The sequence below is a fragment of the Caulobacter sp. ALps2 genome (assembly GCF_058681635.1).
This window is the reverse complement of the sequence record NZ_CM178743.1, coordinates 3,808,066-3,827,244: the sequence shown is the minus strand read 5'-3', so window position 1 is coordinate 3,827,244 and position 19,179 is coordinate 3,808,066. Positions and strand designations below refer to the sequence as shown.

The window sequence follows — 19,179 nt, the reverse complement described above, 5'->3', positions numbered from 1 at the left end:
GTCAGTTGATCCAGCCGCCGTCGATGATGTGGATCTGGCCGGTCGTGAACGCCGACTCGTCGCTCGCCAGGTACAGGGCCAGTTGCGCCAACTCTTCCGGCTTGCCCAGGCGGCCCATCGGCTGGCGGGCGGTGAAGGCCTTGTGGGCGGCCTCGTAGTCGCCGGTGTCTGCGAGGCGCTGGTTCAGCGACGGGGTGTCGACCGTACCCGGGCAGATGGCGTTACAGCGCACGCCCAGCCCCACGAAATCGGCGGCCACGGCCTTGGTCAGACCGATCACGGCCGCCTTGGTCGCGCCGTAGGCGAAGCGGCCCGGCACGCCTTTGATCGAACTGGCTACCGACGACATGTTGACGATCGAGCCCTTCCCCGCCGCCAGCATTGCCGGCAGGAAGGCGCGGATCGTGCGGTACTGGGCGGTGACGTTGATGTCATTCGAGAACGCCCAGGCCTTCTCGTCGCAGTCCAGGATCGTGCCGGCGTGGACATAACCGGCGCAGTTGAACAGCACGTCGATCGCGCCCAGCTCGGCGGCCAGGGCGTTGATGGCGTCCAGGTCCAGCACGTCCAGGCGGCGCACTTCACAGCCCTCGACCTTGGCCAGCAGCTCTTCATTGAGATCCGTCGCGATCACCCGCGCGCCTTCGCGGGCGAACAGCTCGGCGCTGGCCTTGCCGATGCCTTGCGCCGCCGCCGTCACCAGCGCCGTCTTTCCAGCCAGTCGTCCCATGGATCGCCCCTTAACTCGCGCGCCGCAGCGGCAGGCAGGCCGGACCGATCGGGTCGAAGGCCTTATAGGTGAGGATGAATTCCTGATGCCCGAGTTCTTCGGACACCGTCCGCCGCCCCCCGGCCACGGCTAGAACCAGGTCGAAGATCTGGTTACCGACCTCGTCCAGCGTGCCCCGGCCTTCCATGATCCGGCCGGCGTCGATATCCATATCGCCCGTCAGCTTACGGTAGGTCTCGGGATTGGCGCAGACCTTGATCACCGGCGAGACGGCCGAGCCGACCACCGAGCCGCGCCCCGTGGTGAACAGGGTCAGGTGCGCCCCGCAGGCGATCAGCTCGACGATCTCGGCATTGTCGGAGATGTTGGGAAAGCCGAAGCGGACTTCGCCGTCGGGCACCACATCCAGCAAGTAGAGCCCGCCTGAGGGCGGCACGTCGCCGGGCTTGAGAATGCCCACGATCGGGGCCGAACCCGACTTGGAATAGGCCCCCATCGACTTTTCTTCCTGGGTCGTCAGCCCGCCCTCCGCGTTGCCGGGCGCGAAGCTGCCGTAGCCCATGACCGTGTAATAGGCCTCGGCCTTGCGGACGCTGGCCTCCAGCGCGGCGCCCAGTTCCGGAGTGATGGCGCGGTCGGCCATGATCTTCTCGCAGCCGACCAGCTCCCCGGTCTCCTCGAACACGCAGGCCGCCCCGGCCGCGCCCAGGCGGTCGAAAGCCCGGCCGACGGCGGGGTTGGCGGTGATGCCGCTGGTGCCGTCCGAGCCGCCGCAGATCGTACCGATGACGAGTTCGGAGACGTCCATCGGGACACGCCGCGTCTGGTTAGCCACGGCCTTCAACCGGTCCACGGCCTCGACGCCCTTGCGGATGGTTTCGGCGGTGCCGCCGTTCTCCTGGATGACCAGCGTTTCGACCGGCCGGCCGCTGGCGGCGATGGCCGCTCGCAGGGCTTCGCGATTGAAGCTCTCGCAGCCCAGAGAGATCAGCAGCACGCCGCCGATGTTTGGATGGGTTCCGATCGCCTGCATGACCTTCAACGCGTAAGCGTTTGGATAACAACCGGGAAAGCCGATCAAATGGACGTCCGCGTCTTCGCTCCGGGTCACGATCGTGCGGGCCACATGGTGGGCGCACTCGACCAGATAAGCCACGGCCACGACGTTGCGGATGCCCTTGCGGCCGTCGGCCCGCGGAAAACCCTGGATGCTCATCAGCCTTGGTCCCCGCCGGTCGCTTGCCGGGTATGGCTGGCGATGTAGTCGCTCTTCATGTTGTGCATGTGGACATGCGCGCCGGCCGCCGCCGCGGCGGTCATCGAACCTATCGGCGCGCCATATTTCAATATCTTGTCGCCAACAGCTAACGTTCGCCGGGCGATCTTATGGCCGACGGCGACGTCGTCGGGCGCGACCAGGGACCGGCCGTCGATCTCGAGGGCTTGACCGGCCCGAATGGGCTCGGCCAGCACCAGGACATTGTCGTCGGGATGCAGCAGGATCGGCTTCATGCGGCCTCTCCCACGGCTGGCGCGTCGGCGCGGATCAGCCCTTCGCGCCTCAGATCCGACCAGAGCGCATCCGGAATAGTCATTTTCAACCAGCGCGTTGCATCGATGACCTGATCCGGCGTCGCCACGCCCGGAATGACACTCAACACCGCGGGATGCGCCAACGGGAACTGTAGCGCGGCGGCGGCCAGCGGCACGCCGTGAGCAGCGCAGACCTGGCGCAGACGCGCCACTCGCTCGACGATCGGCGCCGGCGCGGCCTCGTAGTTGTAGTGCGGTGTCCCACCGGTTTCGACCAGGACGCCCGAGTTGAACGGCCCACCGACGATGATCCCGACCCCCCGCGCCACGCAGCGCGGCAGGAAACCGTCCAACGCTGTCTGTTCCAGCAGCGTGTAGCGGCCGGCCAGCAGGAAGACGTCGACGTCGGTGTGGTCCAGGACCTCCTCGCAGACGGCCCGCTCGTTGACGCCCAGACCGATCGCCCCGACGACGCGAGCGTCGCGCAGTTCCCGCATCGCCGGGTAACCGCCCTCAAGAAAGTCGCGCATGCGGCAGGCATGGGCCTCGCCGTGGGTCTCGCGGCCCAGGTCGTGGGCCAGCAGCACATCGACCCGATCGCGCTTCAGGCGGCGCAGGCTGCTCTCGAAGGCGCGCATGACGCCATCGCGAGTGTAGTCGAACACCGGTTCGAACGGCGCGGCGTCGACGAAGCCGTGGCGCTCACGCTCGGCGGTGTCGATCGGCTCCAGGCGGCGACCGACCTTGGTGGAAATCGTCACGTCATGGCCAGTCAAGGCCTCGCCCAAGCGGGTTTCGCCGAGGCCGAAACCATAGTGCGGCGCGGTGTCGAAATAGTGGATGCCGGCGGCCAGGGCGGTGTCGATCACCGCGCGCGCGGCGGCGTCGGACATGGGCGCATAGAGGTTGCCGACAGACGCTCCGCCGAACCCCAGGCGCGGCAGACGCGCCAAGGTCTCCGAGCGCCGTTCGCCGCCTGCCATCCCCGCTCCCATCCCGTTCATTTATAAAATCAATCTTGCTGATAAAATTTCACTCCGCGCGCGCCAAGTCAATCGGCCGGCGCCCGAAAGCGTGTCCAGCCTAGGCGGTCGGACGGATCTCGCCGGTGATCTCGGCGGCGGCCTTCTGGAGGCTGGTGACGGTGTCGGCGATCGGGAGCGCGGTCGGGGTGTCGACGTACGGACAGGTCAGGGCCGCCGCCACGCCGTCAGGGCCATGGATCGGCACCGACAGGTCGACGACGGCGCTGGTCACGTAGCTGCCGGCCCGGACATAACCGTCCTTGCGGGCCTGGGCGGCGTTGGCCTCGAAGGCCTTCCAGGTCGCCGCCGAAGCGCCGGCCTTCAACTCGCCGCCCCAGCGCTCGCGGACGCCGTCGGGCTGAAAGGCGTAGAGCACCAGGCCCGAGGTCGCCGCGACGATCTGGCGGCGATAGCCGACGCGTACGGAAAAACCCTGGTCGCCCGGCGCCTCGATGCGGGCGACGACAACCATCTGGTCGCCGCTGGCCACGGCTAGGTGACAGGACTGGCTGATCCGCTGGGCGACCGACCGCATGACCGGCAGCGCCGCTTCCAGCAGGTCCTTGGCCGGCGCGCGGGTCATGCCCAAGGCGAACAGCTTGTTGGTCAAAACGAGGCCGTCCTCGTCGGCGGCGCGGCCGACATACCCTCGCGCCTCCAACACTTGGACCATGCGGAACAGCTCGCTGGACGAGCGATCCAGGGCGTTGGAGATCTGGGCCAAGGTCAGACCGCCGCGATGGGCGGCCAGCAGTTCCAGCACGTCGAGACCCTTCTCCAGGGCGGGCGCGCGGTATTCGCGCTTCTTGGCGGGCACGTCGGACATGGCTTCCTATAAGCGATAGAATCGGCGCGCCGTCTCGCCGAATAGCGCCGCTCGGTGCGCCGGCGGGACCCAGGCTTCGCAAAGGGCGCGCCAGGTGGCGTAGTCGCCGGCCAGGTTCAGCACTGGCCAGTCGCTGCCCCACATCAGGCGGTCGGGTCCGAAGAGCTCGAGCAGGTGCGCGGCATAGGGCGCGACAGCCTCGGCGGTTGGCGTCTCGCCAGCCTCGGTCAGCAAACCCGAGAGCTTGCAATGGACGCCCGGCTGCTCAGCCAACGCCGCCATCTGCTCACGCCAAGGCTCCAGGCGCCCAGCCGCGATCTCGGGCTTGGAGCCGTGGTCGATCACCACGCGAAGTTCAGGCCAGCGACGGACGAGCTCCAGGATCGACGGCAGGTGGCGCGGCTTGACCAGAGCGTCGAAAGACAGGTCCGCGACGATCATGGCTTCGATGGCGGGCGCGAGCTTGGGATCGAGGATCCAGTCGCTGGCCAAGTCCTGTAGCATCGGCCGCAGCCCCTTCAGCCACGGGTCGCGCGCCAGGGCCGCGATCCGGGCCGGCGTATCGGGCGCGACCATGTCGGTCCAGCCGACGACGCCCAGCGCCAGCGGGTCGGCGGCCGCCAGGCTCAGCAGCCATATCGTGTCGCGCTCGCTCGGCTGCGATTGGACGAGAACGACACCGGAAAGATCAGCTGAATTAGCGGCTTGCTTAAAATCCTTGAGATCGAAATCACGATGGATCGCCGCCAGGTCTGGCGTCGGCCAAGCGTGATCGTTCTCGCCGATCCGCCAGACGTGGCAGTGGGCGTCGATCACCGGGCTAGTGACCCCCGGCCAGCACGGCGTCGTGGGCGGTGACCTCGCGTCGCTTGGCGGTCATGCCAAAGACCCCGACCACGGCGAAGCAGGCGCAGGGCACGAGGATCGCGAAGCGGATGGCGCTGGCGTCCGAGATCGCCCCCATCACCGCCGTCAGGACCGCCCCGCCGATGATGCTCATGACCAGGAACGACGAGCCGGTTTTGGTCAGCGGGCCCAGGCCCTTGATCGAGCTGGCGAAGATGGTCGGAAACATGATCGACATGAAGAAGCTGGTAGAGGCCAGGGCCAGCAGGCCCAGGTGTCCGCCGACAGCGACGGCGACCAGGGTCAGGCCGACATTGGCCGCCGCGAAGATCGCCATCAGCCGCGAGGGATCGACCTTGCTCATCAAGGCCGTGCCAGCGAAGCGGCCGGCCATGAAGCCAACCAGCGACCACGAAAGGTAAGCGGCGGCGGTCTTCTCGCCCATGCCTGGCATCTGGTCCTGGCCATAGCGGATCATGTAGCTCCACACCCCGACCTGGGCGCCGACATAGAAGAACTGGGCCGCGACGCCAAACAGGAAACGCGGACGCGCGAACAGGCCCAGGATCGGCTTGTCGACCCGCTCGTCGTGCTCGGCGGTCGGACGGCTGGCCTGTGGCGGAAACTTGGTGATCGCCACCAGCACGACCCACAGGATCACGACGGCGGCGATGATCAGATACGGCAGCTGGGTCGACTTGGCCTCGGCCGCCTGGAACGCAGACAGCTGGGCCGGGCTCATGGCCGCGAACTGCGCCTTGCTCGGCTCGACGCCCGACAGGATGAACTGGCGGCCCACGACGACGGCGGTGATGGCGCCCAGCGGATTGAAGGCCTGGGCCAGGTTCAGGCGCTGCTCGGCCTTGGCCGGGTCGCCCAGCACGGTGATCAGCGGATTGGCCGAGGTCTCCAGGAACGCCAGACCCGAGGCGATGACGAACAGGGCGCTGAGAAAGAACTCGTATCGGCGCAGCTCGGCGGCTGGCCAGAACAGCAAGGCCCCTGCCCCGAACAGCAGCAGGCCCACGATCACCGCGGCCTTGTAGCCGTAGCGACGCATCAGGAGGCCGGCCGGCAGGGCCAGGAAAAAGTAGCCCAGATAGAACGCCGACTGCACCAAGCCCGACTGAAGGTCGGTCAGGAAGAAGGCTTTCTTCAGATGGGGTATAAGGACGTCGTTGAGGTTGTTGGCGACGCCCCACAGGAAGAACAGGGCGACGATCAGCACCAGCGGGGCCCAGCCCGTGCGCGGGCCCGAACCTTGGGTCATGGATGTTTCCTCCGGCCGCTCTCTGACGGAGCGACTATGGAATGGACACCATATGTGAATTAGGTCGTCAAATATGAAATTATGGGGAGCGCCGTATAGGCGGCGCTCCCCGCAGACCCACTTAGTCGATCGCGACGACCACGACCGACTTGGCCGGGATGTCGAGCGTCAGCTTATCGTCGGAGAGCTTCGCGCCCCTGAAGGCGACCGGCGTGACGACCGGCTTGGCGCCGAAGGCGTTCATGGCGTCCATTTTGTCGGCGGTCAGCACCTGGCCCGTCACGGCCTTGGCCTTCAGCGCGCCCAGCGCCACAGACAGCTTCACGCTGTCGTCCGGCGCCATATTGGCCACGGCGATATAGGTCTTGCCGTCCTTGCCCCTGGCGGCCGAGGCGTTGAAGGCGGGGATCCTGCTGCCCGCCACGTCGATCTCGGGCGCGGTCACGTCCAGCGGGATCGCCGTCGAATCCTGGAAGGGCACGTACATCTTGTAGGCGTAGTACGTGGGAGTCAGGACGATCTGGTCGCCCTTGGTCAGGATCATCGCCTGCAGAACGTTGATGGTCTGGGCGATGTTCGTCATCTTCACGCGGTCGGTATAGCGGTGAAAGATGTTGAAGTTCGCCGCCGCCACGACGCCGTCGCGCAGGGTGTTGAGCTGGTAGAGGTGCCCCGGATTGGTACCGGGTTCGACATCGTACCAGGTCCCCCATTCGTCGACATAAAGGCCGATCCGCTTCTTGGGATCGTTCTTGTCCATGACCGCGATATGCTTCTGGAGCAGGTCCTCCATGCGCAGGGTCTGGGCCAGGGTCTTGCCCCAGGCAGCCTTATCGAAGCCGGTGGCCGCGCCCTTCGTCTTCCAGTCGCCGGTCGGCAGCGTGTAGTAGTGCAGCGAGATGGCGTCCATCTGCTTGCCGGCGTTCTTGGTGACCACGTCAGTCCAGTTGACGTCGAACGAGTTGGCGCCCGAACCGACTCGCACGGCCTTGTTGTCGTCGTTCTTGTGGAAGAACGCCGAAAAGCGGCGATATTCGTTGGCGTAGTATTCCGGCGTCATCTCGCCGCCGCAGCCCCAGCTCTCGTTGCCGATGCCGATGAAGGGCACGTTGAACGGTTTGTCACGGCCGTTGGCCCGGCGCTCCTGGGCCAGAGTGTCGTCGCCCGGCGAGATCATATACTCGATCCACTCGCGCATCTCGGTCGGGTTGGATGAGCCGACATTGATCGAGACGTAGGGGTCGGCGCCGACCTGCTCGGCGAAGTCCATGAATTCGTGGGTGCCGAAGGCGTTGGTCTCGGGCGAGCCGCCCCACCAGTTGTTCTTGCGCGAGGGACGCTTGTCGCGCGGGCCGATACCGTCGCGCCAACGATACTCGTCGGCGAAGCAGCCGCCCGGCCAACGGATCACCGGCACGTGGATATCCTTCAGCGCCGCCACGACATCGGTGCGGATGCCACGCACGTTGGGGATTTTCGACCCCGTCCCGACCCAGACGCCATCATAGATACCCGCGCCCAGGTGTTCGGAGAACTGGCCGTAGATGTAGCGTGAGATCGGCGCACCCGGCTGATCGGCCTTCAGGGTCGCGGTGGCGGTCAGCTCCGCGGCCTTAACCGTCATTGGCGCACCCGCCGCCATCGCCAGGGCCGCGATCGCCGCGCCCAGGAATCTCTTGGCCTTCGCCATGGTCTCTCTCCCTCCTGTTGGAAGCTGTACGCCGCTCCCTGAAAATCGTTGGGCGATTTGGTAGCAGGCTTATTTTTGTCCTACAATAACTGGCAACGCTTCCAGTGTTCCCAGCTTGTAGGATACGTGAGAGCTCCTGCGTTGACGGGCTGCCAGTAGCAATATACTCGGACAATAAATCCAGAGCGGCCCTCAGCCGCCGAAGCCCGCATCGAAGGAGAGGAAATCCATGCCCGCCATTCCGCGGAGCGCGCCGCCCACGGCGAGCGCCGACGCCTCGCGGCAGCGCTACGGCTCGGCCTCGAGCCTGACCAACGCCCTCCCCGACCAGCACGTCGAGTAAGGAGACGCGCCATGACCGGACCGTCGCGCCGCACGGCCCTGAAGACAGGCGTCGCGCTCGGCGCGGCGGCCCTGGCCTCGCCTGTCCCGGCCCAGCCTGTCAGGGCGCGGCTAGCGCCCTTCCCACTGTCGCAGGTCCGGCTGAAACCCTCGCGCTTCCTGACCGCGCAAGAGACCAACCAGCGCTACCTGCTATCGCTGGAACCCGACCGCCTGCTGCATAACTTCCGCGCCGGCGCGGGCCTTGAGCCCAAGGGCGCGGTCTATGGCGGCTGGGAGGCGGCTGGCATCGCCGGCCACAGTCTGGGCCACTACCTGTCGGCGGTCTCGCTGATGTGGGCCCAGACCGGCCAACCGGAGTTCAAGCAGCGCGCCGCCTATATCGTCGATGAGCTGGCCGCCTGCCAGGCCGCCAACGGCGACGGCTACGCCGGTGGCACGACGGTCGAGCGCGGCGGCAAGACCGTCGACGGCAAGGTCGTCTACGAGGAGATCCGGGCCGGAAACATCGACACCTTGGGCGGCCTGAACGGCGGCTGGGTGCCGCTGTACACCTATCACAAGGTGCTGGCCGGGGCGCTCGACGCCCACCTCCACTGCGGCGATCCCGAGGCCCTGGCCGTCGCGATCGGCCTCGCCGACTACCTGGGCCGGATGTTCCAGGCGCTGGACAACAAACAAGTCCAGACCGTGCTGCGCATCGAACACGGCGGCATCGTAGAGAGCTTCGCCGAGCTGCACGACCGCACCGGCCAGGCGCGGTGGCTGGAGCTGGCCCGCCGCGTCCAGCACAAGGACATCATCGATCCGCTGGTCGCGGGTCGCGACGACTTGGCCGGTAAGCACGCCAACACCCAGATCCCCAAGCTGATCGGCGAGGCCCGTGTCTACGAGACCGGCGGCGACGCCAACGCCGCCAAGGACGCGCTGTTCTTCTGGGATACGGTCGTCCACGACCACAGCTACGTCATTGGCGGCAATTCCGAGTTCGAGCACTTCGGCGAGCCGCGCCAGTTGTCGACGCGGCTGGGCCAGCAGACCTGTGAGTGCTGCAACACCTACAACATGCTGAAGCTGTCGCGGCATCTCCACGCCTGGTCGGGCGAGAGCCGCTATTTCGACTTCTACGAACGCGCACATCTGAACCACATCCTGTCGCAACAGGATCCGGACACGGGGATGTTCACCTATTTCTCGCCGCTGGCCTCGGGCTATGCGCGGGGCCACTCGACCCCGACGGATTCTTTCTGGTGCTGTGTTGGGACCGGCATGGAGAACTATTCCAAGCTGGGCGACAGCATCTTCTGGCGCGACGGCGAGCGGGTGCGGGTCAATCTCTACTATCCGGCGACGCTGGACTGGTCCGAAAAGAGCGTGAGGCTCGAGATCGACACGCGGTTTCCCTACAGCGACCAGGTCACCCTGACACTGACGAAGGCCAAGGCGCCAACGCCCGTTTCGCTGCGGGTTCCTGACTGGTGCGCCAAGCCATCGGTGCGGATCAACGGCCACGCCCAGGCCGTCACCGCCAAGAACGGCTATCTCGACCTCATCTTGCGCGTCAGCGACCGCGTGAGCCTGACCCTGCCGATGGCGGTGCGGACGGAGGCCATGCCCAACGATCCGGACCTGATCGCCTTCCTGAGCGGCCCGCTGGTGCTGGCCGCGGACCTTGGCCCGGTCGACCAGCCTTGGGAGAGCGTCGATCCGGTCGTGATCGGCGAGACCAGCCTGATGCCGGCCAATGGCTCGCAACGGTTCTCGTTGGTCGACCACAGCCGCCCCAAGAACCTGCCGCTGCGTCCCTATGCCGAGCAGCACCACAACCGCACGGCCGTCTACTTCCGCCGCCTGACTTCGGCCCAGTGGGCCGAAGCCGAGCCGCGACTGACAGCCGAGGCCAAGGCCCGCGCCGACATCCGCGCGCGCACCGTTGACACCATCCGCTTCGGCGAGCAGCAGCCCGAGATCGATCACGCCCTCAAGGCCAGCCCCGGCACCCAGGACACCGGCAACCTGACGGTCCGCAGCCGTATCCTGAACAAGGGCTCGATCGCGTTCCAGATGGCGACCGCGCCCGGTCCGCTGACCCTGCAGGTTACCTATGACGGCGCCGCGCGGAACAAGGACTTCCGGATCCTGGTCGAGGGCCAGGAGGTGGCGCGCGAGACGCTGAGCGGCGACCGCACCGCGACCTTGAACGTGAAGACCTATGCCCTGCCCCCGGCCCTGACGGACGTGAAAAGCAAGGTCACGGTGACGTTCGAGATGGCCGCCAACCAATGGACGGCCATCTTCGAGGCTCGGATATTCCGAACGCCTTAGTGGTTATCGCGCGGCAGGCCCTTGGTTTGGGCGATGCGCTGATACTTCACGGCCGGCTCAAGAACCGCGCCGGTGTCCATCTGGCCAACAACCGCGCGCTGCATCTCCTGCCACGGCGTCTGGCTTTCTGGATAGGCGAAACCGCCCGCGGCCTCCAGGGCCTTGCGACGCTCGACGATCTCCGACGGCGAGACCAGCACGTCGACGCGCGACTTGCGCAGGTCGAAACGGACCCTGTCGCCGCTCTTCAGCAGAGCGAGGCCGCCGCCCGCCGCCGCTTCGGGCGAGGCGTTCAGGATCGACGGCGAGCCCGAGGTGCCCGACTGGCGGCCGTCGCCGATGCACGGCAGCTGATGGATGCCCTGCTTGATCAGGTAGTTTGGGGCCCGCATGTTCACGACCTCGGCCGCGCCCGGATAGCCGATCGGGCCCGCGCCACGCATGAACAGGATCGAGTTAGCGGTGATGCCCACCGACGGGTCGTCGATCCGGCGGTGGTAGTCTTCTGGCCCGTCGAACACGATCGCGTCGCCCTCGAAGGCGTCCGGGTCATCGGGGTTGGACAGATAGCGGTCGCGGAACTCCTGACTGATCACGCTGGTCTTCATGATCGCCGAGTTGAACAGGTTGCCGCGCATCACCGCGAAACCGGCCCGCTCGACCAGCGGCCGCGAGAACGGACGGATGACGTTCTCGTCCTCGATCTCGGCGCCGCGATACTGCTCGCCAATGTTCTGGCCGGAGACGCAGCGGGCCTCCTCGCGGATCAGGCCCTGCTCGATCAGCTGGCCGAACACGGCGGGCACGCCGCCGGCGCGGTAGTAGTCCTCGCCCAGATATTCGCCCGCCGGCTGCAGGTTGACCAGCAGCGGCACGTCCTCGCCGGTCTGCTGCCAGTCGTCGATCGTCAGCTCGACACCAACATGGCGCGCCAGGGCGTTCAGGTGGATTGGGGCGTTGGTCGAGCCGCCGATCGCCGAATTGACGACGATGGCGTTCAGGAACGCTTCGCGGCTCAGGATATCCGAGGGCTTCAGATCCTCATGGACCATGTCGACGATACGCAGGCCCGTGCGGTAGGCGTTTTCCTGGCGGTCGCGATACGGGGCCGGGATCGCCGCCGAACCTGGCAACGACATGCCCAGCGCCTCGGTCAGCGAGTTCATGGTCGTGGCCGTGCCCATGGTGTTGCAGTAGCCGGTCGACGGGGCCGAGCTGGCCACCAGTTTGATGAAGCCGGCATTGTCGATCTCACCGGCGGCCAGCAGTTCGCGAGCCTTCCAGACGATGGTGCCCGAGCCGGTGCGTTGACCCTTGTGCCAGCCGTTCAGCATCGGGCCGACCGACAGGGCGATGGCCGGGATGTTCACGGTCGCCGCCGCCATCAGGCAGGCGGGCGTGGTCTTGTCGCAGCCGATGGTCAGCACCACGCCGTCCAGGGGATAGCCGTACAGCAGCTCGACCAGACCCAGGTACGAGAGGTTGCGGTCCAGGCCCGCCGTCGGGCGTTTGCCGGTCTCTTGGATGGGGTGGACCGGGAACTCCAGCACGATGCCGCCGGCGCTGCGGATGCCTTCACGGACACGCTCGGCCAGCACCAGGTGGTGGCGGTTGCACGGCGACAGGTCCGATCCCGTCTGGGCGATGCCGATGATCGGCCGGCCCGACTGCAGCTCCTCCAGCGACAGACCGAAGTTCAGGTAGCGCTCCAGATAGAGCGCCGTCATGTCGATGTTGTCGGGATTGTCGAACCAGGCGCGCGAACGCAGGGCGCGGGGCGGAACGGGAGGAACGCTCATGACAATCCTTGAAGGCGATGGGCCTTGTCGACGGGGAGTGCGGGCTACCGACGAACATATAAACTAGGCGCGAAAATCGCGCGCTTGCCCCGTCCGTGGCCCCGCCTAAATCGTATTTGTCTGACTATACCGCGCCGTACTAAGCGTCAATCACGGCAGGCTCTATTGCGAGTGCGTCACAAACGCCGATACAGCGCTAGATCTACCCACCAAATGATTGTCCGATGATTGCGCCTCAGCGCCCCGGACGCCGCTCGATCGCCGCGCGCGTGTCGTCCAGCGCCAGGCTGACCAGCTTCTCCATGGCCTGACGGGCCTGGTCGCCACGGCCGGCGGCGATGGCGTCGAACACCTTCCAGTGCTCGGGCATCGGATCACGGGCCAGTTCGCGATCGCGCTGCTTGAAGATCGTGGTCCAGCGAACGGCCGCGCCGATGCTGCTGCTGAGAGTGAACAGCGGGGCGTTGTTGGTCGCTTCCAGCACGGTGTCGTGGAAATCGCGGTCAGCGGCCTGGCCCGCCTCGTTCGCCAGGCTGTGATGCTGCATGGCCACCAGGGCCGCGCGCATGCGCTCCAACTGGGCGTCATCGCGGCGCTGGGCGGCCAAGGCGGCGGCGGCCGGCTCGACGATCATACGCAGTTCGTAGAGCTCCTGCAGGAACTGCTCGCTGGGCTCCGATTCGAAGAACCAGGCCAGCACCTCAGGGTCCAGCAGGCTCCAGCGTGCGCGGGCGCTGACCCGCGTGCCGGTCTTGGGGCGGCTCTCGACCAGCCCCTTGGCGGCCAGGATACGGATGGCCTCGCGATAGGCGCTGCGCGAGACCTGCAACTGCTCGGAAGCGTCGATCTCGTTGTTCAGCACATCGCCGGGCTGGTGCTTGCCCGAGACAATGGCGATGCCCAGGGCCCGCGCGATCGAACCGTGGATCCGGCCGGAGAAGCCCTCTTCGCGCTCGCCTTCACCGCCAACGCCCGCTTCCTTGGCCCTCGACACGCCTGTTTCGCTCCCGCCGCGTAAATCGTTCCGGGCAATCCATGCCCCTTGGCGACTCTATCGAGACCAATTGTCGGAGAACAAGCGAATTCGCCAAGGCCGCGCCGGTGGTCCCTGGCGGCTTGTCGGATCAAATGTACGATGAATTGATCCTTCAAAACGCCTCGAAGTAACAGGGAGAGATGAATTTCCGCACACCGATAGAGTGAAACGTCGTTTGACAGACCGCGCCGTCACGATATTTGTCGGACTATTAGAAAGCTTCAGAAGGTCGATCGCCGTGGTGTTCCGGTTCGTGCAATTGAAAACCTCGGCCGGCGCGCGGCTGCTGGCGGCCGTCGACGACTCGGGCCGCGCCCGCAAGGTCGAGGTCGCCGACACCCTGTACGACCTGGCCCGGGCGGCCCTGAAGGTCGACGCGACCCTGGCCGAGGCCGCCCAGGCCCGCGCCCTGGGCGAAGAGATCGACATCCCCGCCGCCCTGGCCGAAAGCCGCGTGCTGGCGCCGATCGACCATCCCAATCCCGCCCACTTGTCCATGACCGGCACCGGCCTGACCCACCTCGGCTCGGCCGAGGGGCGCGATAAGATGCACAAGGCGGCGCAAGTCGGCGAGCAACTCACCGACTCCATGCGGATGTTCCTGATGGGTGTCGAGGGTGGCAAACCCGCGCTGGGCCAGGAGGGGGTGCAGCCGGAGTGGTTCTACAAGGGCGACGGCACACAGCTGGTCGGCCCGGGCCAGCCCCTGACCTCGCCCAGCTTCGCCAAGGACGGCGGCGAGGAGCCCGAGATCGCCGGCGTCTATATGATCGGTCCCGACGGCACGCCGCACCGCTTGGGCTTCTGCCTGGCCAACGAGTTCTCGGACCACGTGATCGAGCGCGGCAACTATCTGTGGCTGGCCCACTCCAAACTACGCAACGCGGCCCTGGGCCCGGAACTGCTGACCGGCGAACTGCCCGCCGACGTGCGCGGCGCCAGCCGCATCGTCCGTGACGGCGCGACGATCTGGGAAAAGCCCTTCCTGTCGGGCGAGGCGAACATGTCCCACACGATCGCCAACCTCGAGCATCATCACTTCAAGTACGACCTGTTCCGTCGCCCAGGCGATATCCACGTCCACTTCTTCGGCACGGCCACCCTCTCCTTCTCGGAGGGTTTCCAGACGCAGGTCGGCGACGTGTTCGAGATCGAGGCCGCGCCGTTCCGTTACGCCGTGCGCAACCCGCTGGCCCAGGCCACGGCCCAGCCGGTCGTGGTGAAGTCGCTGTGACGCCCATCCGTCTCGCGCTGGTCGGCCTGGGCAAGATCGCCCGCGACCAGCACCTGCCGTCGATCGACGCCGATCCGCGCTTCGAGCTGGTCGCCATCGTCAGCCGCAACGCCGAGCTGGACGGCGTCGCCCACTTCGCCGCCCTCGCCGACTTGCTCGCCAGCGATGTGGCGGTGGACGCGGTCGCGCTGTGCACGCCGCCCCAGCCGCGCCACGCTCTGGCCCATCTGGCCCTGGCCGCCGGCAAGCACGTGATGCTGGAAAAGCCGCCGGGCGCGACACTCAGCGAGGTCGAAGACCTGCGCCAGGCCGCGGCCGCGCGCGGGCTGACTCTGCAGACCACCTGGCACTCGCGCTACGCCGTCGGCGTCGAGCCGGCCCGCCAGTGGCTTGTCGAGCGCGCGGTCAAGGCCGTGCGAATCCACTGGAAGGAAGACGTTCGTGTCTGGCACCCCGGCCAGGATTGGATCTGGGAAGCCGGCGGGCTGGGGGTGTTCGATCCGGCGATCAACGCTTTGTCGATCGTCACCCGCATCCTGCCGCGCCCGTTCTTCCTGTCAAAGGGCGTGCTGCACGTGCCGGAGAACCGGCAGTCGCCGATCCAGGCCGAGCTGGACTTCCGGGACGCCGCCGGCGCCCCGATCCGCGCCGAGCTCGACTTTCTGCAGACCGGTCCGCAAAGCTGGGACATCGAGGTCGACACCGACGACGGCCAGCTGAAACTGACCCATGGCGGCGCCAAGCTCTACATCGATGGCCAGCTGATGCGGGAAGGCCCCGACCGCGAGTACGCGGGCCTCTACGACGCCTTCGCCAAGCTGATCGCCGATGGCGCCAGCGACGTCGACGTCAGCCCACTGCGCCATGTGGCCGACGCCTTCCTGCTCAGCGAGCGGGTCGCCGCACCAGCCTTCATCGAATAATCAAGAACGACAAAGGGAGAGAAACATGAAGCTGAAGACCATCGCCCTCACGAGCGCACTCACCCTTGTCGCGGTCTCGTCGGCCAGCGCCGCCGAGCTTTCGCGCAAGCCGTTCGGCGCTCTTGCGTCCGGCGAGGCGGTCGAGGCCATCACCCTGACCAATGCTCACGGTGTCAGCGCCACCATCATCACTTACGGCGCCACGCTGCAGTCGCTGATCGCTCCCGACCGCGCGGGAAAAAAGGCCGACATCGCGCTGGGCTTCGCCGATGCCGCCACCTACGAAAAGAACGCCAGCTATTTCGGCGCCTCGGTCGGCCGCTTCGCCAACCGCATCGGCAAGGGCCGCTTCACCCTGGACGGCAAGACCTACCAGCTGGCCTTGAACAATAATAAGGTCGCCGCCCTGCACGGTGGGGTGAAGGGCTTCGACAAGGTCGTCTGGAAGGTGCTGGACGCCAAGTCCGGCCCGACGGCCTCGGTGACCTTCAGCTATGTCAGCCCCGACGGCGAGGAGGGCTATCCCGGAACCCTGACCGCCACGGCGACCTACGCCTTGGACGAGCAGAACAACCTGACGATCACCTACGGCGCCACGACCGACAAGCCGACCATCGTCAACATGACCAACCACGCCCTGTTCAACGTCGCCGGCGAAGGCGTGGCCGAAGGCGCGATGGGCAACGTCCTGACCATTCCCGCCGACGGCTATACCCCGGTCGACGGCGAGCTGATCCCGACCGGCGAGACCACGCCGGTGGCCGGCACGCCCTTCGATTTCCGCCAGCCCACGGCCGTCGGCGACCGCATCCGCGACGCCCGCGATCCGCAGATCGTCGTCGGCCGCGGCTACGACCACAACTACGTGTTGAACGGCAAGGCTGGCGGCGCTCCGCGCTTCGCCGCGCGCCTGGCCGACCCCAATAGCGGCCGCGTGCTGGAGATCCTCAGCGACCAGCCGGGCATCCAGTTCTATGCCGGCAACTTCATCGACGGCACGACCATCGGCAAGAGCGGCAAGATCTATCGCCAGGGCGATGGCATCGCGCTGGAGCCGCAGCACTTCCCCGATGCGCCGAACAAGCCGCGGTTCGCGCCGGTCCGCCTGGATCCCGGCCAGAAGTACAGCAACACCATGGTCTTCAAGCTGACCGTCCAGAATTAAGGCCAGCCACACGACCAACGAAGGGGAGCGCGGCGACGCGCTCTCTTTTCTGTTGCGCCCAGACGGCTTGCCACACGGGCGCGGATCGCCGAGAAATCTCTACCCACTTCGTAGAGTATCCACATGTCCCCAACGCCAGCGCCTGTTATCGCCGTGGTCGGCGCGGGGTTCAGCGGCGTGATGACCGCCCTCAACATCCTGAGACGCTCGGCGGACGCGAAGGTCATCCTGTTCGAGCGTCGCACGCCCGTGGGCCTGGGCGCGGCCTATGCCACCCACAATCCCGGCCACCGGCTGAACGTACGCGCCGGCAATATGAGCGCCTGGCCCGACCAGCCGGGCCACTTCGTCGAGTGGCTGCGCCGCGAACGGTTCGGCCTGGGCCCCGCTGACTTCGCCACCCGCGCCGACTACGGCCGCTATCTGCAAGGTCAGGTGGCGGAGGTCGCCGAGGGTCCCGCCGGGGCCGGGCGGCTGGTGGTGGTTCCGGACGCCGTTGTCGGCATCGAGCCTGGCGGCGACGGCTGGCGGCTGACCTGCGCCATGGGCAATGCCGTCACCGCCCACGCGGTCGTCCTGGCCCTGGGCAATCCGCCACCCGCGCGGCCGCCGGGCGTCGACGAAGCCTTCGCCAGCTCAAGCGCTTATGTCGCCGATCCCTGGCGCTGGAACGCCGCTGACCTGCCGTCGGGACCGGTGCTGCTGATCGGCACGGGCCTGACCATGGTCGATGTCGCCCTGTCACTGAACCAGGCCCAGCCCGGCCGGCCGATGCTGGCCCTGTCGCGACGCGGCCTGGCGCCGCTGGAGCACGACGGGGCGCCGCCCCTGTCCCTGCCCTTTCCGCCCGCGAACGACCTCTCACCGCTGGAGGCCTTCGGATGGCTGCGAAACACGGCGGCCCAGCACGGCTGGCGCACAGCTATCGACGCCACCCGTCCCGCGACCCGGAGCCTGTGGCGCGGCTGGTCGGCGGCGCAAAAGCAGGCCTTCCTGCGCCACGCGCGGCCCTTCTGGGACATCCATCGTCACCGCCTGGCCCCGCAGGTCGCCCGTCACATCGGCGCGATGCGCGCCACCGGCCAGCTTACGCTCGCCGCCGGCAAGATCCGCAGCCTGCGCCTGGAGGGCGACGGCTTCGCCCTGTGCCGCTGGCGGGGGCGTGGCGAGCATGGTGGCTACGTCTTCCGCGCCGCCTCGGTGATCAACTGCACCGGCCCGACCGGCGACGTGCTGACCTCGGCCGATCCGCTGATCAAGGACCTGGTCAAGCGCGGCCTGGCCCGGCCCGACGCCCTGCGCCTGGGTTTCGACGTCGATGACGACTACCGCGTGCACGACGTCTCGGGCGAGGCCTCTCCGACCCTGCTGGCCGTTGGCCCCGCCACGCGCGGGACTTCGTGGGAGATCACCGCCGTTCCCGACATCCGTGGCCAGGCGGCGGCCGTGGCTCAAACGGTATTGGCGACGCTGGGATGATGTCACATTTCAGATACCAAATTAATACCAATTAGACACCAACTGTCGCCAAACGACGCCGATCGTCTTGTTTCCACGAGATTTTCGTAGGGCGAGCCACGCCACTGCTGATAAGGCTGGTTGAAATAGGATCTAAATTGGTATCTTTTTGATCCAACCAATCTTCACTTCAGCTGCGAAGTGAGTCGTGTTGAGGAGCGTTCTTCATGTCGCTGGCCGCCCAGATCGGCCCCGTGGGCCAGGGAGACTCAGCGCCGCTCTACAAGCAGCTGCAGAAAGCCCTGCGCGAGGCGATCCAGGACAAGGTCCTGGCGCCGGACGACGCCCTGCCGCCCGAACGCGATCTGGCCGGGGACTTCAACATCTCGCGCATCACCGTGCGCAAGGCGCTGGACGGCCTGGTCAGTGAGGGCCTGCTGACCCGCCGCCAGGGCGCGGGCACCTTTGTCGCCGCCCGGGTCGAAAAGAACTTCTCGAAACTGACCTGCTTCACCGAGGACATGATCTCGCGCGGCCGCACGCCGCACAGCGAATGGATCGCCCGGATGGAAGGCGGCGTGACGCCCGAAGAGTCCCTTACCCTGGGCCTGTCGCCGGGCGCCGCGGTATACCGCTTCCACCGCGTGCGCTGCGCCGACGGCGCGCCGATGGCCATCGAGTACACGACCGTAGCCGCCTTCGCCCTACCCTCGCTCGAAGCGGTCGGCGCGTCGCTGTACGAAGCGATGGCGGCCACGGGCCACCGCCCAACACGCGCCCTGCAAAGGCTGCGCGGCGTGCTGATCACGCCGGAGCACGCCGAGTTGCTGCATGTGAAGCCCAAGGACGCCGGCCTGCTGGTCGAGCGTCGTGGCTTCTTGCGCGACGGCCGTCCGGTCGAGGTCTCGCACTCCTACTACCGCGGCGACGCCTACGACTTCGTCGCGGAGCTCAACGACCTGGGCTGAGGCCTGGGG

General features: G+C 67.0%; 16 protein-coding genes. 6 read left to right on the top strand and 10 right to left on the bottom strand.

Annotation, left to right across the window (positions count from 1 at the left end):
- Position 1: 1 nt before the first annotated feature.
- The 8 genes from ACW173_RS18175 to ACW173_RS18140 all read right to left on the bottom strand — a co-directional run bounded on the left by ACW173_RS18175 (position 2) and on the right by ACW173_RS18140 (position 7,920).
- The gene (locus tag ACW173_RS18175; protein WP_492081493.1) at positions 2–730 is read right to left on the bottom strand and encodes an SDR family oxidoreductase; all 729 of its coding nucleotides are present in this window, start codon (positions 728–730) and stop codon (positions 2–4) included.
- Positions 731–740: 10 nt separating this feature from the next.
- A complete protein-coding gene (locus tag ACW173_RS18170) occupies positions 741–1,946 on the bottom strand; it encodes a UxaA family hydrolase (RefSeq protein ID WP_492081492.1) in 1,206 nt (401 codons plus the stop codon).
- A complete protein-coding gene (locus ACW173_RS18165) occupies positions 1,946–2,242 on the bottom strand; it encodes a UxaA family hydrolase (RefSeq protein WP_492081491.1) in 297 nt (98 codons plus the stop codon). The genes ACW173_RS18170 and ACW173_RS18165 overlap by 1 nt, the downstream gene beginning before the upstream one ends.
- The gene (locus tag ACW173_RS18160) at positions 2,239–3,216 is read right to left on the bottom strand and encodes an aldo/keto reductase (protein ID WP_492081490.1); all 978 of its coding nucleotides are present in this window, start codon (positions 3,214–3,216) and stop codon (positions 2,239–2,241) included. The genes ACW173_RS18165 and ACW173_RS18160 overlap by 4 nt, the downstream gene beginning before the upstream one ends.
- 130 nt (positions 3,217–3,346) lie before the next feature.
- Positions 3,347–4,114, bottom strand: coding sequence for an IclR family transcriptional regulator (locus tag ACW173_RS18155; protein ID WP_492081489.1), 768 nt, complete (start codon positions 4,112–4,114; stop codon positions 3,347–3,349).
- Between the two features lie 6 nt (positions 4,115–4,120).
- Positions 4,121–4,930 carry an amidohydrolase family protein gene (locus tag ACW173_RS18150; protein WP_492081488.1) on the bottom strand — a complete coding sequence of 270 codons (810 nt, stop codon included), beginning with the start codon at positions 4,928–4,930 and terminating at the stop codon, positions 4,121–4,123.
- A 4-nt stretch (positions 4,931–4,934) separates the two neighbouring features.
- Entirely contained in the window at positions 4,935–6,230 is a 1,296-nt protein-coding gene (gene fucP, locus ACW173_RS18145; protein ID WP_492081487.1) for an L-fucose:H+ symporter permease, read from the bottom strand.
- A gap of 121 nt (positions 6,231–6,351) precedes the next feature.
- Positions 6,352–7,920: an alpha-N-arabinofuranosidase gene (locus ACW173_RS18140; protein ID WP_492081486.1), complete on the bottom strand. Its 1,569-nt coding sequence runs from the start codon at positions 7,918–7,920 to the stop codon at positions 6,352–6,354.
- 354 nt (positions 7,921–8,274) lie between these two features.
- Here ACW173_RS18140 and ACW173_RS18135 point away from each other — a divergent pair, with 354 nt between their 5' ends.
- Positions 8,275–10,587, top strand: coding sequence for a beta-L-arabinofuranosidase domain-containing protein (locus ACW173_RS18135; RefSeq protein ID WP_492081485.1), 2,313 nt, complete (start codon positions 8,275–8,277; stop codon positions 10,585–10,587).
- Here the strand turns inward: ACW173_RS18135 and ACW173_RS18130 are convergent.
- Positions 10,584–12,386, bottom strand: a complete 1,803-nt coding sequence (locus ACW173_RS18130) for an IlvD/Edd family dehydratase (RefSeq protein ID WP_492081484.1) — start codon at positions 12,384–12,386, stop codon at positions 10,584–10,586. The genes ACW173_RS18135 and ACW173_RS18130 overlap by 4 nt on opposite strands.
- A 235-nt stretch (positions 12,387–12,621) precedes the next feature.
- Complete coding sequence (locus ACW173_RS18125) at positions 12,622–13,380, bottom strand: FadR/GntR family transcriptional regulator (RefSeq protein ID WP_492081483.1); 759 nt, start codon at positions 13,378–13,380, stop codon at positions 12,622–12,624.
- A 280-nt stretch (positions 13,381–13,660) separates the two neighbouring features.
- On the opposite strand from ACW173_RS18125, the gene araD1 reads away from it, so the two are divergent.
- The 5 genes from araD1 (at position 13,661) to ACW173_RS18100 (ending at position 19,170) form a co-directional block, all read left to right on the top strand.
- A complete protein-coding gene (gene araD1 / locus ACW173_RS18120) occupies positions 13,661–14,656 on the top strand; it encodes an AraD1 family protein (protein WP_492081482.1) in 996 nt (331 codons plus the stop codon).
- Positions 14,653–15,579 (top strand): Gfo/Idh/MocA family protein, encoded by a 927-nt coding sequence (locus ACW173_RS18115; RefSeq protein WP_492081481.1) that lies wholly within the window; start codon positions 14,653–14,655, stop codon positions 15,577–15,579. Before araD1 ends, ACW173_RS18115 begins: the two co-directional genes overlap by 4 nt.
- 25 nt (positions 15,580–15,604) lie before the next feature.
- Positions 15,605–16,744 carry an aldose epimerase family protein gene (locus ACW173_RS18110; protein WP_492081480.1) on the top strand — a complete coding sequence of 380 codons (1,140 nt, stop codon included), beginning with the start codon at positions 15,605–15,607 and terminating at the stop codon, positions 16,742–16,744.
- Positions 16,745–16,867: 123 nt separating this feature from the next.
- A complete protein-coding gene (locus ACW173_RS18105) occupies positions 16,868–18,223 on the top strand; it encodes an FAD/NAD(P)-binding protein (RefSeq protein WP_492081479.1) in 1,356 nt (451 codons plus the stop codon).
- A 206-nt stretch (positions 18,224–18,429) separates the two neighbouring features.
- A complete protein-coding gene (locus ACW173_RS18100; protein ID WP_492081478.1) occupies positions 18,430–19,170 on the top strand; it encodes a GntR family transcriptional regulator in 741 nt (246 codons plus the stop codon).
- The last annotated feature ends 9 nt before the right edge of the window (positions 19,171–19,179 follow it).